General features: G+C 45.7%; 18 protein-coding genes. 6 read left to right on the top strand and 12 right to left on the bottom strand.

Annotated features, from left to right (window positions below):
* Window positions 1-29: 29 nt before the first annotated feature.
* Window positions 30-2,654: a DNA topoisomerase (ATP-hydrolyzing) subunit A gene (gene gyrA, locus EK374_RS10215; RefSeq protein ID WP_127022824.1), complete on the bottom strand. Its 2,625-nt coding sequence runs from the start codon at window positions 2,652-2,654 to the stop codon at window positions 30-32.
* Window positions 2,655-2,831: 177 nt separating this feature from the next.
* Here gyrA and ubiG point away from each other — a divergent pair, with 177 nt between their 5' ends.
* From ubiG to yfaE, 5 genes are all read left to right on the top strand, one after another.
* Window positions 2,832-3,542 carry a bifunctional 2-polyprenyl-6-hydroxyphenol methylase/3-demethylubiquinol 3-O-methyltransferase UbiG gene (gene ubiG, locus EK374_RS10210; RefSeq protein ID WP_127022821.1) on the top strand — a complete coding sequence of 237 codons (711 nt, stop codon included), beginning with the start codon at window positions 2,832-2,834 and terminating at the stop codon, window positions 3,540-3,542.
* Window positions 3,539-4,216 (top strand): HAD-IA family hydrolase, encoded by a 678-nt coding sequence (locus EK374_RS10205; RefSeq protein ID WP_127022818.1) that lies wholly within the window; start codon window positions 3,539-3,541, stop codon window positions 4,214-4,216. Before ubiG ends, EK374_RS10205 begins: the two co-directional genes overlap by 4 nt.
* A gap of 369 nt (window positions 4,217-4,585) precedes the next feature.
* A complete protein-coding gene (gene nrdA / locus EK374_RS10200; protein ID WP_127022815.1) occupies window positions 4,586-6,871 on the top strand; it encodes a class 1a ribonucleoside-diphosphate reductase subunit alpha in 2,286 nt (761 codons plus the stop codon).
* A 63-nt stretch (window positions 6,872-6,934) separates the two neighbouring features.
* Window positions 6,935-8,065, top strand: coding sequence for a class Ia ribonucleoside-diphosphate reductase subunit beta (gene nrdB, locus EK374_RS10195; RefSeq protein ID WP_127022812.1), 1,131 nt, complete (start codon window positions 6,935-6,937; stop codon window positions 8,063-8,065).
* A gap of 15 nt (window positions 8,066-8,080) precedes the next feature.
* Window positions 8,081-8,335 carry a class I ribonucleotide reductase maintenance protein YfaE gene (gene yfaE, locus EK374_RS10190; protein WP_127022809.1) on the top strand — a complete coding sequence of 85 codons (255 nt, stop codon included), beginning with the start codon at window positions 8,081-8,083 and terminating at the stop codon, window positions 8,333-8,335.
* A 51-nt stretch (window positions 8,336-8,386) separates the two neighbouring features.
* On the opposite strand, the gene EK374_RS10185 is transcribed toward yfaE, so the two are convergent.
* The 5 genes from EK374_RS10185 to EK374_RS10165 all read right to left on the bottom strand — a co-directional run bounded on the left by EK374_RS10185 (window position 8,387) and on the right by EK374_RS10165 (window position 11,926).
* Complete coding sequence (locus EK374_RS10185; protein ID WP_127022806.1) at window positions 8,387-8,962, bottom strand: YceI family protein; 576 nt, start codon at window positions 8,960-8,962, stop codon at window positions 8,387-8,389.
* Window positions 8,963-8,979: 17 nt separating this feature from the next.
* Entirely contained in the window at window positions 8,980-9,519 is a 540-nt protein-coding gene (locus EK374_RS10180; RefSeq protein WP_127022803.1) for a cytochrome b, read from the bottom strand.
* A 161-nt stretch (window positions 9,520-9,680) separates the two neighbouring features.
* Window positions 9,681-10,598: an oxygen-dependent tRNA uridine(34) hydroxylase TrhO gene (trhO, locus tag EK374_RS10175; RefSeq protein WP_127022800.1), complete on the bottom strand. Its 918-nt coding sequence runs from the start codon at window positions 10,596-10,598 to the stop codon at window positions 9,681-9,683.
* A 99-nt stretch (window positions 10,599-10,697) separates the two neighbouring features.
* Entirely contained in the window at window positions 10,698-11,240 is a 543-nt protein-coding gene (locus EK374_RS10170; protein ID WP_127022797.1) for a YaeQ family protein, read from the bottom strand.
* A gap of 35 nt (window positions 11,241-11,275) precedes the next feature.
* Window positions 11,276-11,926, bottom strand: a complete 651-nt coding sequence (locus EK374_RS10165) for a LysE family translocator (RefSeq protein WP_127022794.1) — start codon at window positions 11,924-11,926, stop codon at window positions 11,276-11,278.
* Between the two features lie 182 nt (window positions 11,927-12,108).
* Here EK374_RS10165 and EK374_RS10160 point away from each other — a divergent pair, with 182 nt between their 5' ends.
* On the top strand, window positions 12,109-14,484 hold the full coding sequence (locus tag EK374_RS10160) for a TonB-dependent receptor domain-containing protein (protein ID WP_127022791.1): 2,376 nt from the start codon (window positions 12,109-12,111) through the stop codon (window positions 14,482-14,484).
* A gap of 70 nt (window positions 14,485-14,554) precedes the next feature.
* On the opposite strand, the gene rmf is transcribed toward EK374_RS10160, so the two are convergent.
* The 6 genes from rmf to rlmKL all read right to left on the bottom strand — a co-directional run bounded on the left by rmf (window position 14,555) and on the right by rlmKL (window position 22,252).
* Window positions 14,555-14,737 carry a ribosome modulation factor gene (gene rmf, locus EK374_RS10155; RefSeq protein ID WP_046521510.1) on the bottom strand — a complete coding sequence of 61 codons (183 nt, stop codon included), beginning with the start codon at window positions 14,735-14,737 and terminating at the stop codon, window positions 14,555-14,557.
* 213 nt (window positions 14,738-14,950) lie between these two features.
* Window positions 14,951-16,062, bottom strand: a protein-coding gene (locus EK374_RS10150) for an IS3 family transposase (protein WP_407691844.1) whose coding sequence is annotated in 2 segments (ribosomal slippage) — window positions 14,951-15,801 and window positions 15,801-16,062 — 1,113 coding nt in all. Because the reading frame shifts where the segments join, the coding sequence is not laid out codon by codon here.
* A 251-nt stretch (window positions 16,063-16,313) separates the two neighbouring features.
* A complete protein-coding gene (locus tag EK374_RS10140) occupies window positions 16,314-17,957 on the bottom strand; it encodes a DUF3466 family protein (protein WP_127022788.1) in 1,644 nt (547 codons plus the stop codon).
* Window positions 17,958-17,969: 12 nt separating this feature from the next.
* Window positions 17,970-19,880, bottom strand: coding sequence for an ATP-binding cassette ATPase Uup (gene uup, locus EK374_RS10135; protein ID WP_127022785.1), 1,911 nt, complete (start codon window positions 19,878-19,880; stop codon window positions 17,970-17,972).
* Window positions 19,881-19,882: 2 nt separating this feature from the next.
* Window positions 19,883-20,119 (bottom strand): glutaredoxin family protein, encoded by a 237-nt coding sequence (locus tag EK374_RS10130; RefSeq protein WP_127022782.1) that lies wholly within the window; start codon window positions 20,117-20,119, stop codon window positions 19,883-19,885.
* Window positions 20,120-22,252: a bifunctional 23S rRNA (guanine(2069)-N(7))-methyltransferase RlmK/23S rRNA (guanine(2445)-N(2))-methyltransferase RlmL gene (gene rlmKL / locus EK374_RS10125; RefSeq protein ID WP_127022779.1), complete on the bottom strand. Its 2,133-nt coding sequence runs from the start codon at window positions 22,250-22,252 to the stop codon at window positions 20,120-20,122.
* Window positions 22,253-22,388 lie beyond the last annotated feature (136 nt).

The following is a 22,388-nucleotide window of genomic DNA, read 5'->3' as shown; positions in this document are numbered from 1 at the left end:
GGACGCCGCAGCGTCCTTTTTTATCACCATTACTCTTCTTCACCGTCCGGCACAGTATCCTCTGTCGGATTTTGTGCGGCTAAGGCAGCTGCTTCCGCTTCTGCGGCTGCAACTTCGTCCTGATCCTGAATTTCGTCGATGCGTTGTACACCTACTACTTTTTCACCTTCGATGGTGCGGATCAGAATAACACCAGCAGTGTTACGGCCTACTTGTGAAACTTCGCTGACGCGGGTCCGTACCAGTGTGCCTTTGTCAGAAATCAGCATGATTTCATCCAGCGCATTCACTTGAACTGCACCTACAACCAGACCGTTACGCTCAGAAACTTTAATAGAGACCACGCCTTGAGTCGCACGGCTCTTCTCAGGGTATTCCTGCAGAGCTGTACGTTTACCGTAGCCGTTTTCAGTCACAGTCAGAATAGCGCCTTCGCTCTTCGGAACAATCAAGGACACCACAGAGCCGTTTTCGCGTAACTTAATACCACGAACACCTGTAGCTCCGCGGCCCATAGGACGCACTTGCTCTTCGTTAAAGCGTACGACTTTACCGTCGTCTGAGAACAGCATGATCTGGCTATTGCCGTCTGTGATATCCACACCAATCAGCTGATCGCCTTCGTTCAGGTTCACGGCAATAATACCATTGCTACGTGGACGAGAGTATTCGGTCAGAGAGGTCTTCTTCACAGTACCGTTGGCTGTCGCCATAAACACGTACTTGCCTTCTTCGTATTCACGAACCGGCAGAATAGCGGTGATCCGCTCGTTTTCTTCCAGTGGCAGTAAGTTAACAATAGGCTTACCACGCGCCTGACGGGACGCCAGCGGCAATTGATACACTTTCATCCAGTACAAACGACCACGGTTAGAGAAACACAAAATGGTATCGTGAGTGCTTGCGATCAGCAGTTGGTCAACAAAGTCTTCATCTTTGACAGTAGTTGCCGCTTTACCACGACCACCACGACGTTGCGCTTCATAATCAGACAGAGCCTGATACTTGGCGTAACCTAAGTGAGACAAGGTCACCACCACGTCTTCTTCAGTGATCAAGTCTTCCATATTGATATCCATCGCATTGTCCTGGATCTCAGTACGACGGGCATCACCATATTGGGCTTTAACTGCTTCTAACTCTTCACAGATCACTTCCATTAAACGCTCCGGGCTGCCCAGAATGTGTAATAACTCAGCAATCAGTACTAATAATTCTTTGTACTCGTCCAGAATTTTTTCATGTTCCAGACCTGTCAGTTTGTGTAAACGTAAATCAAGGATTGCCTGAGCTTGTTGCTCTGTCAGGAAATACTCGCCATTACGGATACCAAAATGTTCTTCCAGCCATTCAGGGCGAGCGGCATTTTCACCAGCACGTTCTAACATGGCGCTGACATCACCTAACTGCCAACCACGAGCGACTAAACCTTGTTTGGCATCAGCAGGGCTTGATGAATTTTTGATTAAATCAATAATTTCATCAATATTCGCCAGCGCAATCGCCAAGCCTTCTAAGATATGAGCACGGTCACGGGCTTTACGTAAATCGTAAACTGTTCTGCGTGTCACCACTTCGCGGCGGTGCAACACAAAACATTGCAGCATGTGCTTTAAGCCCATCAACTTCGGCTGACCTTGATCCAAAGCCACCATATTGATACCAAACACAGTTTGCATTTGAGTTTGGGTGTACAAATGGTTCAGCAGTACGTCTGAGGACTCACCGCGTTTGACTTCAATAACAATACGCATACCGTCTTTATCAGACTCATCACGTAACGCTGAAATGCCTTCGATGCGCTTTTCTTTGACCAGCTCGGCAATTTTTTCAATCAGACGGGCTTTGTTCACCTGGTAAGGAATTTCATCAACAACAATAGTCTCGCGACCTGTTTTGTCGTCGGTTTCGATATGAGTTCTGGCACGGATATAAACTTTACCACGACCAGTGCGATAGGCTTCTTCAATGCCACGACGGCCATTGATAATAGCGGCAGTCGGGAAATCTGGTCCTGGCATCAGTTCCATCAATTCAGGAATGCTGATATCCGGATTGGCAATTAACGCCAGACAGGCATCAATCACTTCATTTAAATTGTGTGGCGGAATATTAGTCGCCATACCAACGGCAATACCAGACGAACCGTTCACCAGCAGGTTTGGAATTTTAGTAGGCAATACAGCCGGGATCATTTCTGTGCCGTCGTAGTTAGGCACATAGTCGACTGTTTCTTTGTCCAGATCGGCTAACAATTCGCCAGCGATACGCGACATACGCACTTCGGTATAACGCATAGCTGCTGCAGAGTCGCCGTCCACGGAACCGAAGTTACCCTGACCGTCAACCAGCATATAACGTAAGGAGAATGGCTGCGCCATACGAACTATAGTGTCGTACACTGCGCTGTCACCGTGCGGGTGATATTTACCTATCACGTCACCGACAACACGGGCAGATTTCTTGTAGGCTTTATTCCAGTCGTTGCCTAACTCTTTCATCGCAAACAACACGCGACGGTGAACTGGCTTTAAACCGTCCCTTACGTCCGGTAAGGCACGTCCCACAATAACGCTCATTGCATAATCGAGATAAGAATTCTTTAATTCTTCTTCGATATTAATGGGAACAATTTCTTTGGCCAAATTTGTCATAAAAAGCTTTTTTCCCTTAAATCAACAAGATACCCGCGTTTTTTACTGTAATGGGTCGCGGGACAAAGGCGGATTCTACCACAGAAAAAATACCTTGCCAGTTCTGTTGTGCTTTGTACAGCATTGCTCAAACAGATCAAGGCCTTATAATAGGCAAAATTTTAAATGGATACGCTTATGAACACCTCTTCCAATGTTGATCCGGCCGAAATTGCCAAGTTTAATGAAATCGCGTCTCGCTGGTGGGATCCGTCCGGTGAGTTTAAACCGCTACATCAACTGAATCCTTGCCGTCTGGCCTTTATCAGTGATCAGGTGCAAGGCTTATTTGGTAAAAAAGCTGTGGATGTTGGCTGCGGTGGTGGCATTCTGGCTGAGGCGATGGCGAAAGCTGGTGCAGAAGTCACAGGCATAGATATGGCTGATGAAGCTTTAACAGTGGCCAAATTACATGCATTGGAATCTGCCGTATCTGTCCAGTATCAACAAAGCACAGCGGAAGACTTTGCCGCAGCCAATCAAGGTTCCTTTGATTTAGTAACCTGCATGGAAATGTTAGAGCACGTACCAGCGCCCGCTTCTGTGGTGAAGGCTTGTGCTGATTTAGCTAAACCCGGCGCGACCTTGGTGTTCTCAACTTTAAACAAAACCTGGAAAGCCTATCTGATGGCTATAGTCGGTGCTGAACAGGTACTCAAGTTGGTGCCTAAAGGCACTCATGAGTTTGAGAAGTTTATCCGCCCTTCTGATCTGATGCGTTTTATAGATGATGCCGGTTTACAGGTGGTGGATGCCACTGGTCTGCACTACAACCCTATTAATCAATCCTTCCGCACTGGCCCTGGGCTGGATGTGAATTATTTTGTAGTAGCGAAAAAGCCGTTATGACCCAACAACTCATTCAACTTAAAAAACCAGCCGCTGTTTTATTTGATTTGGATGGCACGCTGGTCGATACCGCACAGGATTTAGGCGCAGCTCTGAATTATGTGTTGCGACAGCATGGCATGCCGGAAAAAAGCTACGATGAATATCGCCCTATGGCCTCGCATGGTGCCAAAGGTTTACTGCAACTAGGTTTTGGTGAAGCGATAAAAGACATTGATTTTGGCAAAGCACGCCAAAACCTGCTGGATTATTACCACGAACATAGTGGTGTACACAGCTGCTTGTTTCCGGGTGCTGACGACTTATTTGCCGCACTTGAGGCAAGAAATATCCCCTGGGCCATAGTGACCAATAAACCTTATAAGCTCGCCGCCAAAGTACAACGTCAGTTACCTGCCTTGCTAAAAAGCCGCTTATTATTGGGCGGTGACAGTCTGGCGCAACGTAAACCTGATCCAACTCCTTTATGGATGGCTGCTCACTTTATGCAAGTCGCTGCAAACCAGTGTTGGTATATAGGAGATGCGGAACGGGATATAGAAGCTGGACGTCGTGCTGGTATGCAAACCGTGATGTGCGATTTTGGTTATGTTGGGCCAGATGATAAAACTGAACTATGGGGTGCAAATTTACATATTTCTCACTTCACAAACCTGATCCAATACCTCGACTGAGTTCAGTTTTTTCATATTTTGTTCAATAAAAAATCACCTCGCGCAAGGTGATTTTTTTGATCCTTTCAAAATTTAACCGAACAGACAAAATAGATTTTTTACTGAAAAACTATTGCTTCCCCGAATAGGTTTTTAAAAGCCTATTCCGCACGTTAGCGGATACTAACATGCTGCTTTTTTCGCCCGCTCGCGGGGTTGCAATTGCTTTTGATCCACTCTATCTTGTGATCCGTTCTCCTTTCACCCCTAGATGTTGTGTCGCTCCTTTGAGTTTGACCTAATGAAGCCAGAAGCGGGTGAATTCGCTGCGCAGAAGAAATTCTGTGCACACAATAATAACAATTGAGATGGAATTTTCGGCGGAAAAATATGACTCAAACATTATACGTAACCAAAAGAGATGGTCAGCGCGAACCATTAAACTTAGACAAGATCCACCGTGTGATAGATTGGGCAGCTGAGAGGTTACAAAACGTATCAGTGTCTCAGGTTGAGTTACGTTCTCACATTCAGTTTTACGACGGTATTAAAACCGCCGATATCCACGAAACCATCATCAAAGCTGCTGCGGATTTAATCTCAAAAGAGACACCGGATTATCAATATATGGCCGCCCGTCTGGCCGTATTCCATTTACGTAAAAAAGCCTATGGCCAGTTCGAGCCACCAAAGCTCTATGACCATGTGGTCAAAATGGTGGAAGAAAAGCGTTATGACGCTCACATTCTGGCTGACTATAGTAAAGAAGAATTAGAGCAACTGGATAGTTTCATTGTCCACAGCCGCGATTTAGATTTCAGCTACGCTGCGGTAAAACAGCTCGAAGGCAAATACCTGGTACAAAACCGGGTGACAGGCCAGATTTATGAAAGCGCCCAGTTCCTTTATATGCTGGTTGCTGCTTGTTTGTTTGCTAATTATCCAAAAGACACCCGTTTAAGTTACGTGCGCCGTTTCTATGACGCTGTGTCTACCTTTAAGATTTCATTACCTACACCTATTATGTCTGGTGTACGTACCCCAACCCGTCAGTTCAGCTCTTGTGTGTTGATTGAATGTGGTGACAGCTTAGATTCCATCAATGCCACCAGCAGCGCTATCGTGAAATACGTCAGCCAACGTGCTGGTATTGGTATCAATGCGGGTCGTATTCGTGCCTTAGGCAGCCCAATCCGTAACGGTGAAGCCTTCCATACCGGTTGTATCCCGTTCTACAAACATTTCCAGACGGCGGTAAAAAGCTGCTCTCAGGGTGGTGTTCGTGGTGGCGCAGCAACTCTGTTTTACCCGCTGTGGCATTTGGAAGTAGAGTCTTTGCTGGTTCTGAAGAACAATCGTGGTGTGGAAGAAAACCGCGTACGTCACTTAGATTACGGTGTGCAGTTTAACCGCCTGATGTACACACGCCTGATTAAAGATGAAATGATCACCCTGTTCAGTCCTTCAGACGTGCCAGGCCTGTATGATGCGTTTTTTGAAGATCAGGAAAAATTCGAAGAGTTGTATGTCAAATACGAAGCGGACTCTTCTATCCGTAAGAAGCGTATTAAAGCCGTTGAGCTCTTCACGTTATTTATGCAGGAACGTGCCAGCACAGGTCGTATCTACTTACAGAACGTCGATCACTGCAACACACACAGCCCGTTTAATCCAAAGTTTGCCTCTGTTCGTCAGAGCAATCTGTGTTTAGAAATCGCACTGCCAACTAAGCCACTGAATGACATTAACGATCCAAATGGTGAAATTGCCCTTTGTACTCTGTCCGCCTTTAACTTGGGGGCTATCGAGCATTTAGACGAGCTGGAAGAATTAGCTGAACTGGCTGTACGTGCTTTGGATAGTTTACTGGATTACCAGGACTACCCTATCCTTGCCGCTTACCACGCCAGTATGAACCGCCGTACTTTAGGTATAGGCGTGATTAACTATGCCTATTATCTGGCGAAAAATGGCGTTAAGTACTCTGACGGTTCAGCCAATGGCTTAACGCATCGTACTTTTGAAGCTATTCAGTATTATCTGATGAAAGCGTCGAACAAGCTGGCTCAGGAATTTGGCCCTTGCCCTAAATTTAACGAGACGACCTATTCAGAAGGCATTATGCCTATTGATACCTATAAAAAGGATCTGGATAAAGTCTGTGCTGAACCATTGCATTATGACTGGGATCAGCTGCGTAAAGATGTAGTGCAGTACGGTTTACGGAATTCAACCTTATCTGCATTGATGCCATCTGAAACTTCTTCGCAAATTTCAAATGCGACCAATGGTATTGAACCACCTCGTGGTCATATCAGTATAAAGGCCAGTAAAGACGGTATTTTAAAGCAGGTTGTGCCTGAGTATGAACGCCTGAAAAACCAATATGAGTTGTTATGGGATATGCCTAACAATGACGGTTATATCAGCTTGGTGGCTATTATGCAGAAGTTTGTTGATCAGACCATTTCTGCCAACACCAACTACGATCCGGGCAAGTTCGAAGGTGGCAAAGTGCCGATGAAGATCTTGTTAAAAGATTTGCTGACAGCTTATAAGCTGGGTGTCAAAACCATGTACTATCACAACACCCGCGATGGCGCTTCCGACATACAGGAAGACATCAAAGCGACGCCGGAAGACGATGGTTGTGCCGGTGGCGCCTGTAAAATTTAAGTCTGGGGCTGCATTGCAGCCCTCTTTTTGTATGCATAACTAATAATAATCTGGATATTGCTGATGAGTTACACCACCTTTAGCCGTACGAACAATGATCAAATGAAAGAGCCGATGTTTTTCGGCAATCCGGTGAACGTATCCCGTTATGATCAACAGAAATACGGCATTTTTGAAAAACTGATCGAAAAGCAACTGAGCTTTTTCTGGCGTCCTGAAGAAGTGGATGTCAGTAAAGATCGTATCGACTTTCAACAGTTACCAGAACATGAAAAGCATATCTTTATCAGTAATTTAAAATATCAAACTTTGCTGGACTCAGTGCAAGGCCGTTCACCGAACGTTGCTTTGTTGCCTATAGTGTCCTTGCCAGAGCTGGAAACCTGGATTGAAACTTGGGCCTTCAGTGAAACTATTCACAGCCGCAGCTACACCCATATAGTGCGTAATATCACCAATGAGCCACACAAGGTCTTCGACGATATTCTGCTCAACGAGCGAATTATCGAACGTGCTGACGATGTCACCCGCTACTATGACGATTTAATCCAATCAGTGAACCTCTATCATTTATGTGGTGAAGGCACTCATGTTGTGGATGGTGTCAGCCACACCATCAGCCTGCGCGAGCTGAAGCGTAAGCTCTATATCTGTATTTTGTCGGTCAACGTGCTGGAAGCCATCCGGTTTTACGTCAGCTTTGCTTGTAGTTTTGCTTTTGCTGAACGTGAACTGATGGAAGGCAACGCCAAAATAATCAAGCTGATTGCCCGGGACGAAGCGCTGCACTTAACAGGCACTCAGCATATGCTGAATATTATGGCCGCTGGCGAAGATGATCCAGAAATGGCCATTATCGCCAAAGAATGTGAAGAAGACGCCTATGCCATATTCCGCAAAGCCGCTGAGCAGGAGAAAGACTGGGCTGAGTTCTTGTTTAAAGATGGTTCTATGATTGGCTTAAACAAAGATATTTTGTGCCAGTACGTAGAGTACATCACCAATAACAGAATGCAGGCTGTTGGCTTAAAGCCCATTTTCAGCACGACACAGAACCCTATTCCATGGATCAATGCCTGGCTTGTGTCTGATAATGTGCAGGTGGCTCCGCAGGAATCAGAAATCAGCTCCTATTTAGTAGGTCAAATCGACAACGAAATGGATGGCGCTGACTTCGGTGATTTTGATCTCTGATCTGCGATTACTGAAATGGTCAAAGTAGTGGTGAAGGATGTGCTCAGCCTGGAGTTTGGGCCTGAGCAACGCACCCTGCTTGATGCTCTGGAAGCTCAGCAACAGCAAGTGAACTATCAATGCCGAGAGGGTTACTGTGGTGCTTGCCGTTGTAAATTACTGTCAGGTTCGGTTAGTTACATTAACGAGCCTTTAGCTTTTGTCCGCAAAGGCGAAATTTTGCCTTGCTGCAGTATTCCCATCACAGATATAGAAATAGAATTGCCCTGAGTATCAGAAGATACCTCAGGGCAATGGCGTCATTAGAATCTCAATTCAGAATTAAGACTTCTTGATACCTTCCACGCTCAGATCCAGCTGCACAGTGGCAGAGGCTGGGCCAAGGATATTTTTAATAGCGAAATCTTCTAAGTTGATGCTGGTTGTGCCAGCAAAACCAGCACGGTAACCACCCCATGGATCAGAACCTTCACCCAGCTTAGTGGCTTTGATAACGATTTCTTTAGTCACGCCATTTAACGTGAAGTTACCTACTACATCAAAATCAGCACCTGCTTTTGGTACTATCTTCGTGCTGACAAAAGTCGCTTTGCTGTTTTTATCTACGTTCAGGAAATCTGGGCTGCGTAAGTGCTTGTCGCGCTCAGCATGGTTAGAGTCAACACTTTTGGTATCGATTTCTAACTGGATTTTAGAGTCCGCTAACTTAGCCGCATCATAGCTGAAGTTACCCTTAAAAGTATTAAAACGACCGTATAACCAGCTGTAGCCTAAGTGGCTGATTTTAAACTGAACAAAAGCGTGCGCGCCTTGTGTATCAATTTCGTACTCAGCAGCTTGTAACGCTGGTGCTGCCAACATAGAAGTCATCAAGCTGGCTAGTAATAATTTCTTCATTCCAATCTCCTTTCACATTAAGGTTTAAGCATTCGTTTTAACGTATCGTCTTTATCAAAAAAATGGTGTTTAAGCGCTGCTAAGGCATGTAATGCTGCTAGAGCAATCAGGCCATAAGCGGCAAATTTATGTACCAAACCTGCTTTATCTGCTTGCTCAGCAAATAATTCACCTGCAGATGGCAAATCAAACAAGCCAAATACCTCTATAGGTCGACCATCCGCAGTAGAAATTAAATAGCCGCTGCAGATAATTAAAAATACCAATCCGTACAACGTCAGATGAGTAAAATGACTAGCTCGTTGTACAGCCTTACTGTGATTTGCCAAAGGAGTGGCAGTTCCATTTAAAACACGCCAAAGCACTCTGTAGCCCATCATCAGTAGCAACAAGACCCCTACGCTTTTATGCCAAAAAGGAGCAGTTTTGTACCAGGTGCTGTAGTAGCTTAAATCCACCATCCAATAGCCTGATGCAAAAAGCCCTATCACCATCACGGCCACCAACCAATGCAGCGCTATGCTGGTCCAGCTATACCCTTTGTTTTCTGTTGCCATAATTCACCCTCTTAATAGAAACAGCTTATCTTTCCAGAAGATGGTTTAAAATAACAAAAATAAGCACATTTTGTTCTATTTAATAGAAATATGATCTGTTTAGTTCTGGATTTTAGACATAAAAAAAGAGCCATCAAGGCTCTTTTTAACTATAGCAGAGATTAGAATTCAACTTTGCCGTCGCGGATATGTTGTTCGCCCCGCGCTTTGGCCAAAGCTATTTGTTTTTGCCTCTCAGCAAATGACGCTTTTTGCTCTTCGGTAATTTTGTCGTGGCAATGAGGGCAACTTAGTCCCTGCACATAAAGTGGTGACTTCATCTCGTCTTGTGACAACGGCATGCGGCAGGCATAACACTGATCATAACTGCCTTGCTCTAAGCCATGTTTGACCGCTACGCGCTGATCAAACACAAAACATTCGCCCTGCCACAAACTTTCAGGTTCTGGTACTTCTTCGAGGTATTTCAGAATACCGCCATCCAGATGATATACCTCATCAAAACCTTGCTCCTTTAAAAAGGCAGTGGATTTTTCACAGCGAATACCGCCAGTACAAAACATAGCCACTTTCTTGTGCTTAGTCTTATCAAGGTTCTTTTCAGCCCACTCTGGGAACTCACGGAAGCTGGTGGTATTTGGATTGATGGCATTTTTAAAAGTACCTATCGCCACTTCATAGTCGTTGCGGGTGTCGATGACGATAGTATCAGGGTCTGAAATTAACTGATTCCAGGCTTCACCTTTGACATATGTGCCCACTATATGAGCTGGGTTGATCCCCTCTACGCCCATAGTGACAATTTCTTTTTTCAATTTTACCTTGGTGCGGTAAAAGGCCTGTTCATCAGCAAAAGATTCTTTGTAAGACATACCGTCAAAGCTGCTATCTGCAGCAAACCACTGCAGCATGGCATCAATACCTTCACGCGGTCCACAAATAGTGCCGTTAATGCCCTCTTCGGCCAATAGCAAGGTGCCTTTGACTTTATTCAGGACTAAGTGTTGGTAGAGTTTATCGCGCAGAGCGACATAATCAGGTAGAGCAACGAATTTATATAAAGCAGCAACAACATACATTTTTGGATTCACCTTCTGCAAAGCCGGACCGTAAATCCGGGGCAAAAATACGGGCCGCCATTATAACTACAGAAAAGGAAATGACAAGTTGTGACAAGCTTAATGCCTGAACTCCAGCTCTGATGGCACAGCAAGCGGCAACTCACAGGTTTGCTCACCATCTGTGATTAATAACTTGTCATCTTCCCGCCATAGATCCAACTGCATATGACCTTTAAGCATGCTGCAAAAGTCCAGTAACTGTTGATGGGATAAGGTATGGAACTGCACATTTCTGAAATGTTGTTTGTATTGGCTTTTTATTCTTTTCTGATCAGTTTCATCCAGAAATAACACCACCTGCTCGGCCTGATGACTGGCGCGTTGCATATGTTTTTCACTAAGTAAATCAACATTACACCAGAGTTTGATATGGTCAGCCGCATCGCTGACATACAGATCGGGAGTTTTGCCTGTGCCTTCCGTTTTAGCAAGTTGGGGAGAAGATTCAAAAAATGATAAATAAGCCAGCAAACGGCGGGCAAAATGCTCCGCCAGCTCTGTTTTATAAGGGGCTATATAACAGGTACGCTTTTGGTATACATGGCTGACCGCTGATGCGTAATTCAGATCCAGTCTTATCACTTTGCTGACGACTTGCATACAGACACCTCACTGGTATCGGCAACAACCTCTGTTTAGTGTAGCTGAGATTGAATTGCACCGTACATCAGATGCATAGCCAGTGCCAGTAATACTGCGCCCATTAAACGATCAAACCAATACCCTTTGCGTAGTAAAAAAGCTCTTACTTTTTCGCGGGTTAGGACCACAGATAAAAATGCAAACCAAGCTGCTGTAGCAAAGGCCATATAGACGCCGTAGATTACTTTGTACGAAAGTGGTGTAACTGGCGAAATAATGACGGCAAAAAGTGATAAAAAAAACAAGGTGGCTTTCGGGTTTAAACCATTAGTGACAAAACCTGAGGTAAAGGCTTTGAGCCACGATGGAGTCTCTGTCGCCGGTTCTGTGACTACTTCTGCTTCGGTGTTGGTTGGCGCACCGCTACGAATAGCCTGCCAGCCTATATAAGCCAGATACGCTGCCGACAGTAGGCTAAACAAAGTAAATAACCAGGGTGTGGTTTTGATTAGCAGCCCTAAGCCAAGCAGCGAATAACAGACATGCAGAAAAATCGCCATACCTATGCCAATACTGGCTGCAAGTGCGACATTACGACCATAACGCACCGCATAACGTAAAACTATGGCGAAATCCGGACCAGGGCTTGCGACCGCGACTAAATGAACAGATGCAATTAAGAGAAACTCAGGCCAGAACTCCATGCCTTATCCTTTTGATTCTTCGTAGATTATTGAGTTGACATTAAAACATGAGGCTGCAGTGATTCGAAGTGAAATCTCGAAAAAATGTTACTTCATCACAAAAGTGCTTGCGTCCAGATCGTTAATCCGCAAAAATGTTATAACATCACACTCACTAGTTAACAGAAAAAAGGTTTTTCGACATGCGTCCTTCTCTTTTTCAACTCTCTCCGCTGGCTGTGCTGGTCGTGTCAGTATTTTCAGCGCAAGTGCAGGCACAAAGTACCACTATTAACGGTCTTGTTGTGGATACCAATGGACAAGCCATAGAACAAGCCCGTGTGCATGTTCATGGCCGTCAGCAATATGTTTATGCGGATAAAAACGGACGTTTTACTATTCAGGCTCCGGCGGATGCAGAACTGCATATTTCAGCTACAGGTTATGGCGATCAATTTGTGAAGGTGGCCGATGCCCAAAACAACGAGCTTAGAATACAGCTGCGAGCCGGTGGTCTGGAACGAATTGTGGTAGCTGCTTCTGGTTTGCATCATTACGATTTGGAAATGGCCAACCCTGTGTCTGTGTTATCCGGCGAAGAACTTAGCCGAAAAACTGAACCTACTATAGGTGAAACCTTAAAATCTATGCCTGGTGTACATAGCAACTATTATGGTCCAGTTGCTGCCAGCCCTATTTTACGTGGTTTGGATGGTCCAAGAGTTCGCATCTTAAGCAATGGCCTGGATTCTGCCGACGTATCACGTATTGGCCCGGATCACGCCATCAGTGCTGATGCTATTACCACAGAACAGATAGAAGTCTTACGAGGCCCATCTACCTTGTTATACGGCAGTGGCGCCGTAGGTGGTGTAGTGAATGTGGTCGATAACAGATTACCGCGTCAGTTACGTCCTGCCAGCACGCAAATTGAAAGCCGATATGGTTCTGGCGCAGATGAAAAAACTGCAGCTTTGGCGCATGACGGTGGTCAGGAACAAGTTGCGTGGCATTTTGATGGCTTTAAACGCAAAACAAATAATTACGATGTACCTGATTTTACCAATGACGAAGGTGAAAGCTCAGATCAACTGGCCAACTCCTGGCTGGACAACTCAGCCGTAAACGGCGGATTAAGCTGGATCACTGACAAAGGCTTATTGGGTTTCTCCATAGGGCATATTGACAGTGAATACGGCATACCTGGCCATCACCATCATCATGAAGAACACGAAGAGCATGAGCATGAAGAGGAAGAAGGCCACGAGGAAACAGGCGTATTTGCCAGAGTAAAACAGGACAGATACGGCTTAGCGGGTGAGCTGTATAAGCCATTTGCTGGTATTGAAACTTTATCTTTTAGCAGTGCCCTGACTCGCTACCAACATCATGAAATCGAAGGTGGTGCTATTGGTACTACCTTTAAAAATGACAGTTTTGAAAGTCGCTTTACCGCTGAGCATGAAACCTTCGCTGGCTGGCATGGTGTGGTAGGTTACCATCTGCAAAACAGTGATTACAAAGCCATAGGTGAAGAAGCCTTTACACCGGACACTAAAACAGACTCCCATGCTTTGTTTGTGTTGGAAGAACGCAGTTTTGGTGACTTCACTGCCCAGTTAGGTGCCCGTATTGAACAGGTCGACTACAGAGCCTCTGGCATTGAATTTGAGCATCATCATGAAGAAGCCGAAACAGAAGAACATCACGCCGAAAACGTCAAAAATGACTTTACCGCTGCCAGCCTCTCCGCAGGTTTAGTCTGGAATTTCCAGCAAGGTTACAACTGGGCGCTGTCGGTGAGCCGCTCTGAACGCGCGCCAAGTGCTGCCGAGCTTTACTCCAACGGCGCTCACATTGCCACTCAGACCTATGAACTGGGTTTGGCTTATGCGCTGGATGCCGACGGAGAAATCGCTCAAGCTGAAACCGCCTTCAAGAAAGAGGTTGCGAACAACATCGACCTGACTTTGCGTAAGTTTGAAGGTGATTTCACCTTCACCTACAACCTGTTCTACAACAAAGTGCATAACTATCTGTATATGAAGGATTCTGGTTTAACCATGGCCGATCTTGAAGCGCACGACGAGCACGAAGAAGAACATGCTCACGAGCACGAAGGCGAAGAATTCTCCATTTTCCATTATCAGCAGCAAGATGCCACTTTGTATGGTGCCGAATTCGCTATGGCCTATCAGCTTACGCCAGAGCAGGAGCTTGAGTTCTTTATCGATTCTGTACGAGCAAAGCTGGATAACGGCGGTGATTTACCGCGGATACCGCCTATAAAAGTAGGAACTGGTTATAGCTATTCGGCACAAGATTGGTCTGCCACTATAGATTGGACTCACTATATGAAGCAAAACCGGGTTGCTGCTGGCGAGAGCACCACAGGCTCCTATCAGATCCTTGATTTAGGTTTTAGCTACTACTTTAATCTCAATGATCTGGACCTGACTGCTTTTGTTAAAGCCAATAACCTGACGGACGAATTGGGTTTTGTTCACAGTTCCTTTATCAAAGAAGATGCGCCTCTGCCAGGTCGTTCTTTTACCTTAGGACTTAAAGCCCGTTTTTGATTGCGGACAGTTAAAGGTTAGAAACGCACAAGGCCCCGGTTATCGGGGCCTTGTTATCTGAATTCGTGAATTACTGACCTCTGGCGAACAGGCCAATCCCTTTGTCTTCCATCGCTTCCCGGTACCCTCCGAGCCATTGCGATCTGGTGTCTAAATTCTGATAAGGACAAATCTCTTTTGAGCGACCTGTGACAGCGGCGCGATAACCTTGAGCGTGGGCACGTTCTAAACGATCTCTTTTCTGTCTTTTCATAAGGCAATCTTCCTCGATCTGATAAATAACAAGCAACTTGCGTTGCACTTTAATAGATAGTTGAGTTGCCCAAAAGGTTCCACTAATAAACTTTCCCTAGCCCTATTGACATTAAGTAAGAACCTGAACTTATTTAAGATTTGATGACAAAATAATTTATTTTTTTTGAATTACACAAGGTATTTTTTTACTCACATGGTAATCATCCCATTTTTAATGGACGCTTGAAGTAGAAGCCTGTGTTACTAAGTTGTCCTTGTACTTCGGTGGTATGCCACCCAAAGCTTTGTTTGGCCGTTCATTGTTATAAAACCACAGCCATTCTGTCGCATAGTCCTGAACTTCGGCAATACTGCTGAATAAATATTGGTTTAGCCAGTCGTAGCGAACTGTACGGTTATATCGCTCCACATAGGCATTTTGCTGCGGATTGCCTGGCTGAATATACTTCAGGGCCACTCCGTTTGATTCTGCCCAGTTTTTGAGGACAGAACCAATGTATTCAGGGCCGTTGTCGCTACGGATTTCCTTGGGTTTGCCTCGCCACTCAATGACTTGATTGAGCACTCTGACTACCCGTTCTGCCGGTAGCGAGAAGTCGACCTCAATGGCTAAGCCTTCCCGGTTAAAATCATCAATGATATTCAGCAGCCGGAAACTGCGGCCATCCTCGAGCTGGTCATGCATAAAATCCATCGACCAGCATTGGTTCTTCATCTCTGGCACCGCCAGCGGTTCAGGCTTTTCACGGGTGAGCCGTTTCTTGGGTTTTATCCTTAAGTTCAGCTCCAGCTCGCGGTAAATCCGCAGCACACGTTTATGGTTCCAGCCAAAGCGTTTCACATTACGCAGGTAATAGAAACACATGCCAAAGCCCCAACTCCGGTAAGTGGAGGTTAAGCGCAGCAGCCAGTCCGCAATTTCCGCGTTCTCATCCCTCAGACGGGCCTGATAGCGGTAGCAGGTTTCACTGATGCTAAACACCGCACAGGCCAATGTGACAGAAATGGATTTCTCGCGCACCGCCTTTTGCGCCAATTCCCGTCGGCGCGACGGCTTTACCACTTTTTTTCGATGGCCTCTTTGAGGATTTCGGCTTTGAGCCGTTCTTCGGCGTACATCTTTTTCAGCCGGGCATTTTCCGCCTCCAGCTCTTTAAGCCGGGCCATCATGGATGCATCCATGCCGCCAAATTTGGCGCGCCATTTGTAAAAGGTGGCCGAACTCATACCGTGCTCACGGCAGAGTTCGGGAACCGGAGCTCCAGCTTCCGCTTGTTTTAAAATTGCCAGGATTTGGCTGTCACTAAATTTTGATGTTTTCATGCAGAATCTCCTGCGTTTATATTACGAGAAAATTCTACTTTTAGCGTCAGTTAATTTAAGGGATGATTACCACATCGTCCATGATCTTCAGCTTTGGCAGCTCAAGCTGCAGAAAACACTCATCCTGCCGTGTTTTAACCTGCCAAAGTAGGGATCTTTAGGGGTAAACACCCTGTGTAATAAATGGGTCTGTACAAAAAAGACAATAAAAAAACCGCCAGAGCGGTTTTTTTACCTGAACAAAGGAGTTATTAAGACTTCACTTTGCGTCTGAGCATCAATAATGGCAGCAACAGTAAGCTGTACCAGCTTGATGAACCGCCTTTACGTTCATAAGTGATCTCTTCCGGCACATTACAGTTTTCAATTGTACCATTAGGCACCGGGATTAATTTCACAGGCCTTGTTACATTTTCCATGACCGGATTACCAGCGCTATCCTTCACAACATCGCCTTTTGCATCGCGTTGCTCCAGAGAATAAATGGCATTTGCAATAATTTCATTATTGTTGTTAATGTCTTTTGCTTCAACCAAGTTAAAATTTGCACCACAGGGTAACAAAGTATTCAGATCAGTGAAGCTCTCCGTTGCCATGTCGTACAAGAACGCGACCTGCCTGCGTGTAGTGCTGTCTGAAGGGATAACTTCTGCTGAACCTACAATCATGTTGTTTTCGTTAATTGCGGCAGGAACTGTACCTGAACTACTAAAGAAACCATTAGGGTAAACTGCAGTTTTCGTATTGTAATCAAATATAAACATCCGACCACGCGATATACCATTAATACGTTTAGTCGCGGTACCTACAATAATATTTTCATTGTTAATATCATTTGCGACACTGCCGTCCCACTCTAAAGGATCAATAACCGCAGACACTTCGCTTTGGTCAAAGACAGTCGCGTGGTTTGTAAAGATCTGACGTTCTTCATTGGTATAACTGGAATAACCTACAGCGATACCAGAATCATTCACCGAAGTAGCGCGGCTTAAGTATGTAGCGTCAGTAGTGCCTTCAACAACAGGTCCCAGAAAGCCATATTGAACAGCAGCAGAAATCTGACCAGAATCGTTCATTTTCCAGACGAGCGCTCTTTCGACATAACTTGATGTACCATAGCCGTGATAGCACAGATTAACCGGAGTTGATTCTCCTTTACAGGCAGTTTCAATAACCGTCTTGTTAGTATCCAGCATGGATACGCTTCCAGAGCCAGCGATGTAATTCGATTCGCTAATTTTTGACGCTGTCGCAAAACCACCACCAAGTTCCTCAAATGGGATAGGTAAAGGGATCACGCTGTTACCGCTCACGACGTAAGATTTGATGTAACCCTGCTCTGGTACCCAAACATTTACTGTCTCAGGAGAAGGCACTGCTTCTGTTGCCGCAGGAGTAAAGCTCTGAAGAGTAAAAGGCGTTGTAGCCACCGCAATTGCGTTACCACTGTTATTAATATCGTATACGTATTCTCTGTTCGTTGGGACAGCAGCCTGTTCTCTGACTCTGACTTGCGCACCTGTCGATAAATTTAACGCCTGCACATCACTGTAACGTTGAATTCTATAATTTGTGCTGTTGTTTCCAAGGTAATTTAGCAATACGCTCAAGGATGAGGCCGTCACATTACCTAATTTAATCTGCTCAATAGTTTCAGCGGACAGTGCAGCAACTAAAGACGCATCTTCAAAATTTATTGCGCTTATATCTACAGGAAAGTTATAGATAAAACTGCCGTTCCCTACTACATCGCCATTGTCATTAATAGCTGCGCCAAACTGAGAACGCACAGTGCTGACTTCCGGCAACTCCTGAACCTGATACACGGCGGCATATGCTGAACTGGCGGCCAAGCCGGTTAATATGGCTAATACTACGGGCGATAATCTCATTCAGGTCCCCTGTTACTGCTGATTTAATGCTTCTAATTGTTCCCAACGCTCATAAGCGTGCGCGAGCTTCGACTCGGTCTCATGCAATAGGTTCAACGCTTTTTGGGTGCTCTCGGCACTTTGCCGGAAAAATTGTGGATCATTCACTTGCTGCTGCAAGGCACTTAATTCTGCATCAAGCGTCTCGATTAAAGCGGGCAATAGTTCCAGTTCTCGTTTCTCTTTGTATGATAACTTCTTACTGCTTGTGGATGAAAGCTCAACAGGCTTTTCTTCGACAGGTTTTACACTTTTTTGCACAGTTTCAACAGCTTTTACATTATTTTGCTGCCGTTTTTGATAGGCCACCACATCTTCGTAGTCACCGGCTATGTCAACCACCTTGCCCTGACCGGCAAAATACAAAGAACTTGTCACTGTATTATTAACAAACTCACGGTCGTGGCTAACTAGCAGCACTGTGCCCTGATACTGCTGCAGAATATCTTCAAGCAGTTCAAGAGTTTCCACATCCAGATCGTTGGTCGGTTCATCGAGGATCAGTAAATTACTAGGCTTAGCGAATAAACGTGCCAGCAATAAGCGGTTTTTCTCACCACCAGATAAAGCCCGAACCGGTGTTCTGGCGCGCGCTGGTGCAAATAAGAAGTCCTGCAAGTAACTCAGTACATGGCGGGTTTGGCCATTTTGGGTGATTTCCTGCTTCCCATCAGCGACGTTATCCTGCACTGTGGCGTCTAAATCCAGCTGAATACGGTGCTGGTCAAAATAGGCCACTTCCAGGTTGGTACCGCGTTTAATTTCACCGCTGTCGGCGTTGTACTCGCCCAGCAAGGTTTTGATTAAGGTGGATTTACCCACACCATTTGGGCCAACCAAAGCGATACGATCTCCACGCATCACCAGGACGTTCAAATCTTTTAAAACAGCGTCACCTTTAAAACTGACGTTCACCCCTTTGGTTTCAAACACCAGTTTGCCGGATTTTTGCGATTGCTCAATGGCAAATTCTACTTTGCCCAGTTGTTCAACCCGGGCGGCGCGTTCGTTACGCAGTGCTTTTAACGCACGAACCCGGCCTTCGTTGCGAGTACGGCGGGCTTTAATGCCCTGGCGGATCCAGACTTCTTCTTCCGCCAACTTTTTATCAAAGAGCGCATTGTGCTGCTGCTCTGTTTCCAGCATTTTTTGCTTACGCTCCAGATACTCAGCGTAATTACCAGGGTGTGAAGTGAGCTCACCACGGTCTAAATCGATAATGCGGCTAGCTAAAGCGCGGATAAAGGCCCTGTCGTGCGAGATAAAAATAATGGCGCCTTTGAAGTTCATAAAGAACTGCTCAAGCCATTGAATAGCAGCGACGTCTAAGTGGTTGGTTGGTTCGTCCAGCAACAGCACATTCGGTTGCGACACTAAAGCCTTGGCCAAAGCCGCTTTACGTAACCAGCCGCCGGATAACGAAGCGAGCGTGGTATTGGGGTCCATTTCAAACTGCAAACACAACTCTTCAATACGGCTTTCTAACTGCCAGCCATGACGGGTGTCCAACTCAGCCTGTAACACACCAAACTCACGTTGTTCTGCTTCGGTTGCTTCCGAGAAATGATCGGCCAAATGATAGAAGCGCTGCAGCTTTTCGGCTAAATCGCCTGCACCTTCACGGATAAAATCTGCCACTTTGATGTCAACCCGGGCTGGTGGGTCTTGCTCTAAGCGGCTGATCACTAAATTGTTCTGCCGTACCACCTGGCCGTCATCTAAATTTTGATGACCGGTCAATATTTTTAAGAAGGAGGATTTACCAGCGCCGTTACGGCCAACTAAACAGACACGTTCGCCGGCAAATAAACTAAAATCCACTTTGTCTAAAATGGGATGAGTACCAAAAGCCAGACTGGCTTGTTGAAAACGTAATAATTCCACTTTTATTGTCCTGACGACTGCTCAAGCAGTTGTTGTATCTGTGCAAGGTCAAAGGGCCAGAACAGTTCCTGGTCTTTCACTTTAAACACTGGAATATGCACCCGGTAGCGCTGAAAAGACTCCGGATCGTCCACTATATCGATAATTTCTACCGCACCTGCCAAACCGGCCTGCAGCAAAAGCTGCTCGGCCTGTTCACATAAATGGCAACCCCAGGTGCTGTAAAGCCGCATCTGCATTTATGCATCAACCCGTTTGAAGAGCTCAAAACACACGTGAATATGCGGGTTGCGTTTAAAATCTTCCGGTAAACTTTGGGCTGAAATATCTTTGATACTCCATCCAGCCTCTTCCAACACCGCTTTGTCCAGCTTAAAACGGCGTTTGTTATTAGAGAAAATCACTTTGCCGTTCGGCGCCAGGCAGCGTCCAACCATAGTCAGTAACTTGACGTGATCACGTTGTACATCCCAGGTGTCTTCCATCCGTTTGGAGTTGGAGAACGTCGGCGGGTCGACAAAGATTAAATCAAACTGGTTTTTGCAGCCTTTCAGCCAATCCAGACAGTTATCCTGAATAAACTGATAGGCCTTGCCTTCCAGACCATTGATCAGAAAGTTGCGTTTGGCCCAGTCCAGATAGGTATTGGACATATCAACCGTAGTGACAGACAAAGCGCCACCTAAAGCCGCATGCACAGACGCTGTGCCTGTGTAGGCAAATAAATTCAGTACTTTTTTGCCTTTGGCTTGCTGTTGAATCGCCAAACGGGTGACACGGTGATCTAAAAACAAGCCGGTATCTAAATAATCCCGCAGGTTGACTAAAAACTTAGCGCCATATTCAGTCACTTCTTTGTATTGCCCGGCTTTAGCAAGTGCCTGATACTGCTCTTTGCCTTTTTGTTTTTCACGGACCTTTAGCACCAGCTTGTCGCTGCTAATGCCAAGCACCTTAGGCACCAGGTTCACCACGTCAAACAAACGTTTTTGCGCTATTTGTTCATCCACATTGGCAGGAGCCGCGTATTCATGGATCACTACTTCGCCGTCATACCAGTCGACCGCCACGTTGTATTCCGGAATATCAGCGTCATACATACGGTAGCAACTGATGTTTTCGCGTTTAGCCCACTTCTCCAGCTGCTTGACGTTTTTCTTCAGGCGATTGCCAAAAGATTCGCTTTCAGCATAAAACAAGGCTGCACTTTGGCTGTTGGCATTGACCTGAACTTGCTGTTCGGTCAAATCAAACATAGTAAATTCACAGTCCAAAGGACCGTTAGTGAATTTATAGCTTTTGGCTTTAGAGAGCTTCAATGCCCGCAATAAATCCGGGCTTGAGGTAATAATGGCTAAACGCCAGCCCTGATAGTGTTTTTTCAGGCCTAAGGAAAATTCAGCATAGACAGGAATAAGTTGAGGTAAATCCCCTAAACGCTCACCATATGGCGGGTTGGTAATAATAACGCCTTTACCTTCGCACACAGCCGATTGAATTTGTGTCGCATCTTGGGTGATAAATTCTATATAGTCAGCCACACCAGCACGGGCCGCATTCTGACGGGCTTTTTGTAAGGTACGTTCATCAGTATCGCTACCAACAAAAGTCACACCTTCAGCGATAGCCTGACGCGAGCCTAAAGCCTCTGCACGCAGTTGTTGCCACAATTCTGGCTGGTGATCGCCCCATTGTTCAAAAGCAAACTTTTCACGTTTTAAACCAGGAGCTAACTGACGTGCCATCAGCACCGCTTCTATCAATAAAGTACCGCTACCACAAAACGGATCATATAAAGGTTGATCAGCCTTCCAGCCGGAACGAATTAATAAAGCGGCAGCTAAATGTTCTTTTAATGGAGCTTCGCCCTGCTCTTTACGGTAACCACGCTGATGCAGTGATGGACCAGAAAAATCCTGGAAGAAATGAAAATGCTGGCGCTCTAAACGCACCTGAAACCTTACATCCGGGTCGATACGATCAACATTAGGCCGGGCGTCATAGCGCTCGCGGAACTGGTCCACTATGGCATCTTTTACCCGCATGCCACCAAACTGGGTATTGTCTATGGTCGGGTGCTTACCGACACATTCCACCGCAAAGCTTTGCTCCATCCGCATTAAGGAAGGCCAGTTAATACGCATCGCAACCTGATACAGGTCTGAATTGGCATCAATTTCGATGGATTGTTCCAAGCGTAGAATACGGGTCGCTAAACGCGACCATAAGCACAGCTGATATGCATCTTTAAGTTCAGCCTTAAAGCGCACTACGCCCATGCCTAATTTAATAACTTCGCCTTGATAACGACGGATCTCATCCGCCAACAGCTCTTCAACACCTTTGGATGTTAAGGCCCAGAATTCCAACATATGATCTGCCCTGCAATAAAATGGCGCACATTATAACAGAAGCGCTTTCGAAAGCATTGGGATGTTTTTCAGCTCAAAAACAAAGATTTGCGCTACTACTACTTCAGAAACCGCCACTATCGCCTACTTAAAGACC

Source organism: Rheinheimera mangrovi (assembly GCF_003990335.1).
GTDB lineage: Bacteria > Pseudomonadota > Gammaproteobacteria > Enterobacterales > Alteromonadaceae > Pararheinheimera > Pararheinheimera mangrovi.
This window is presented reverse-complemented; position numbering and strand designations above follow the sequence as displayed.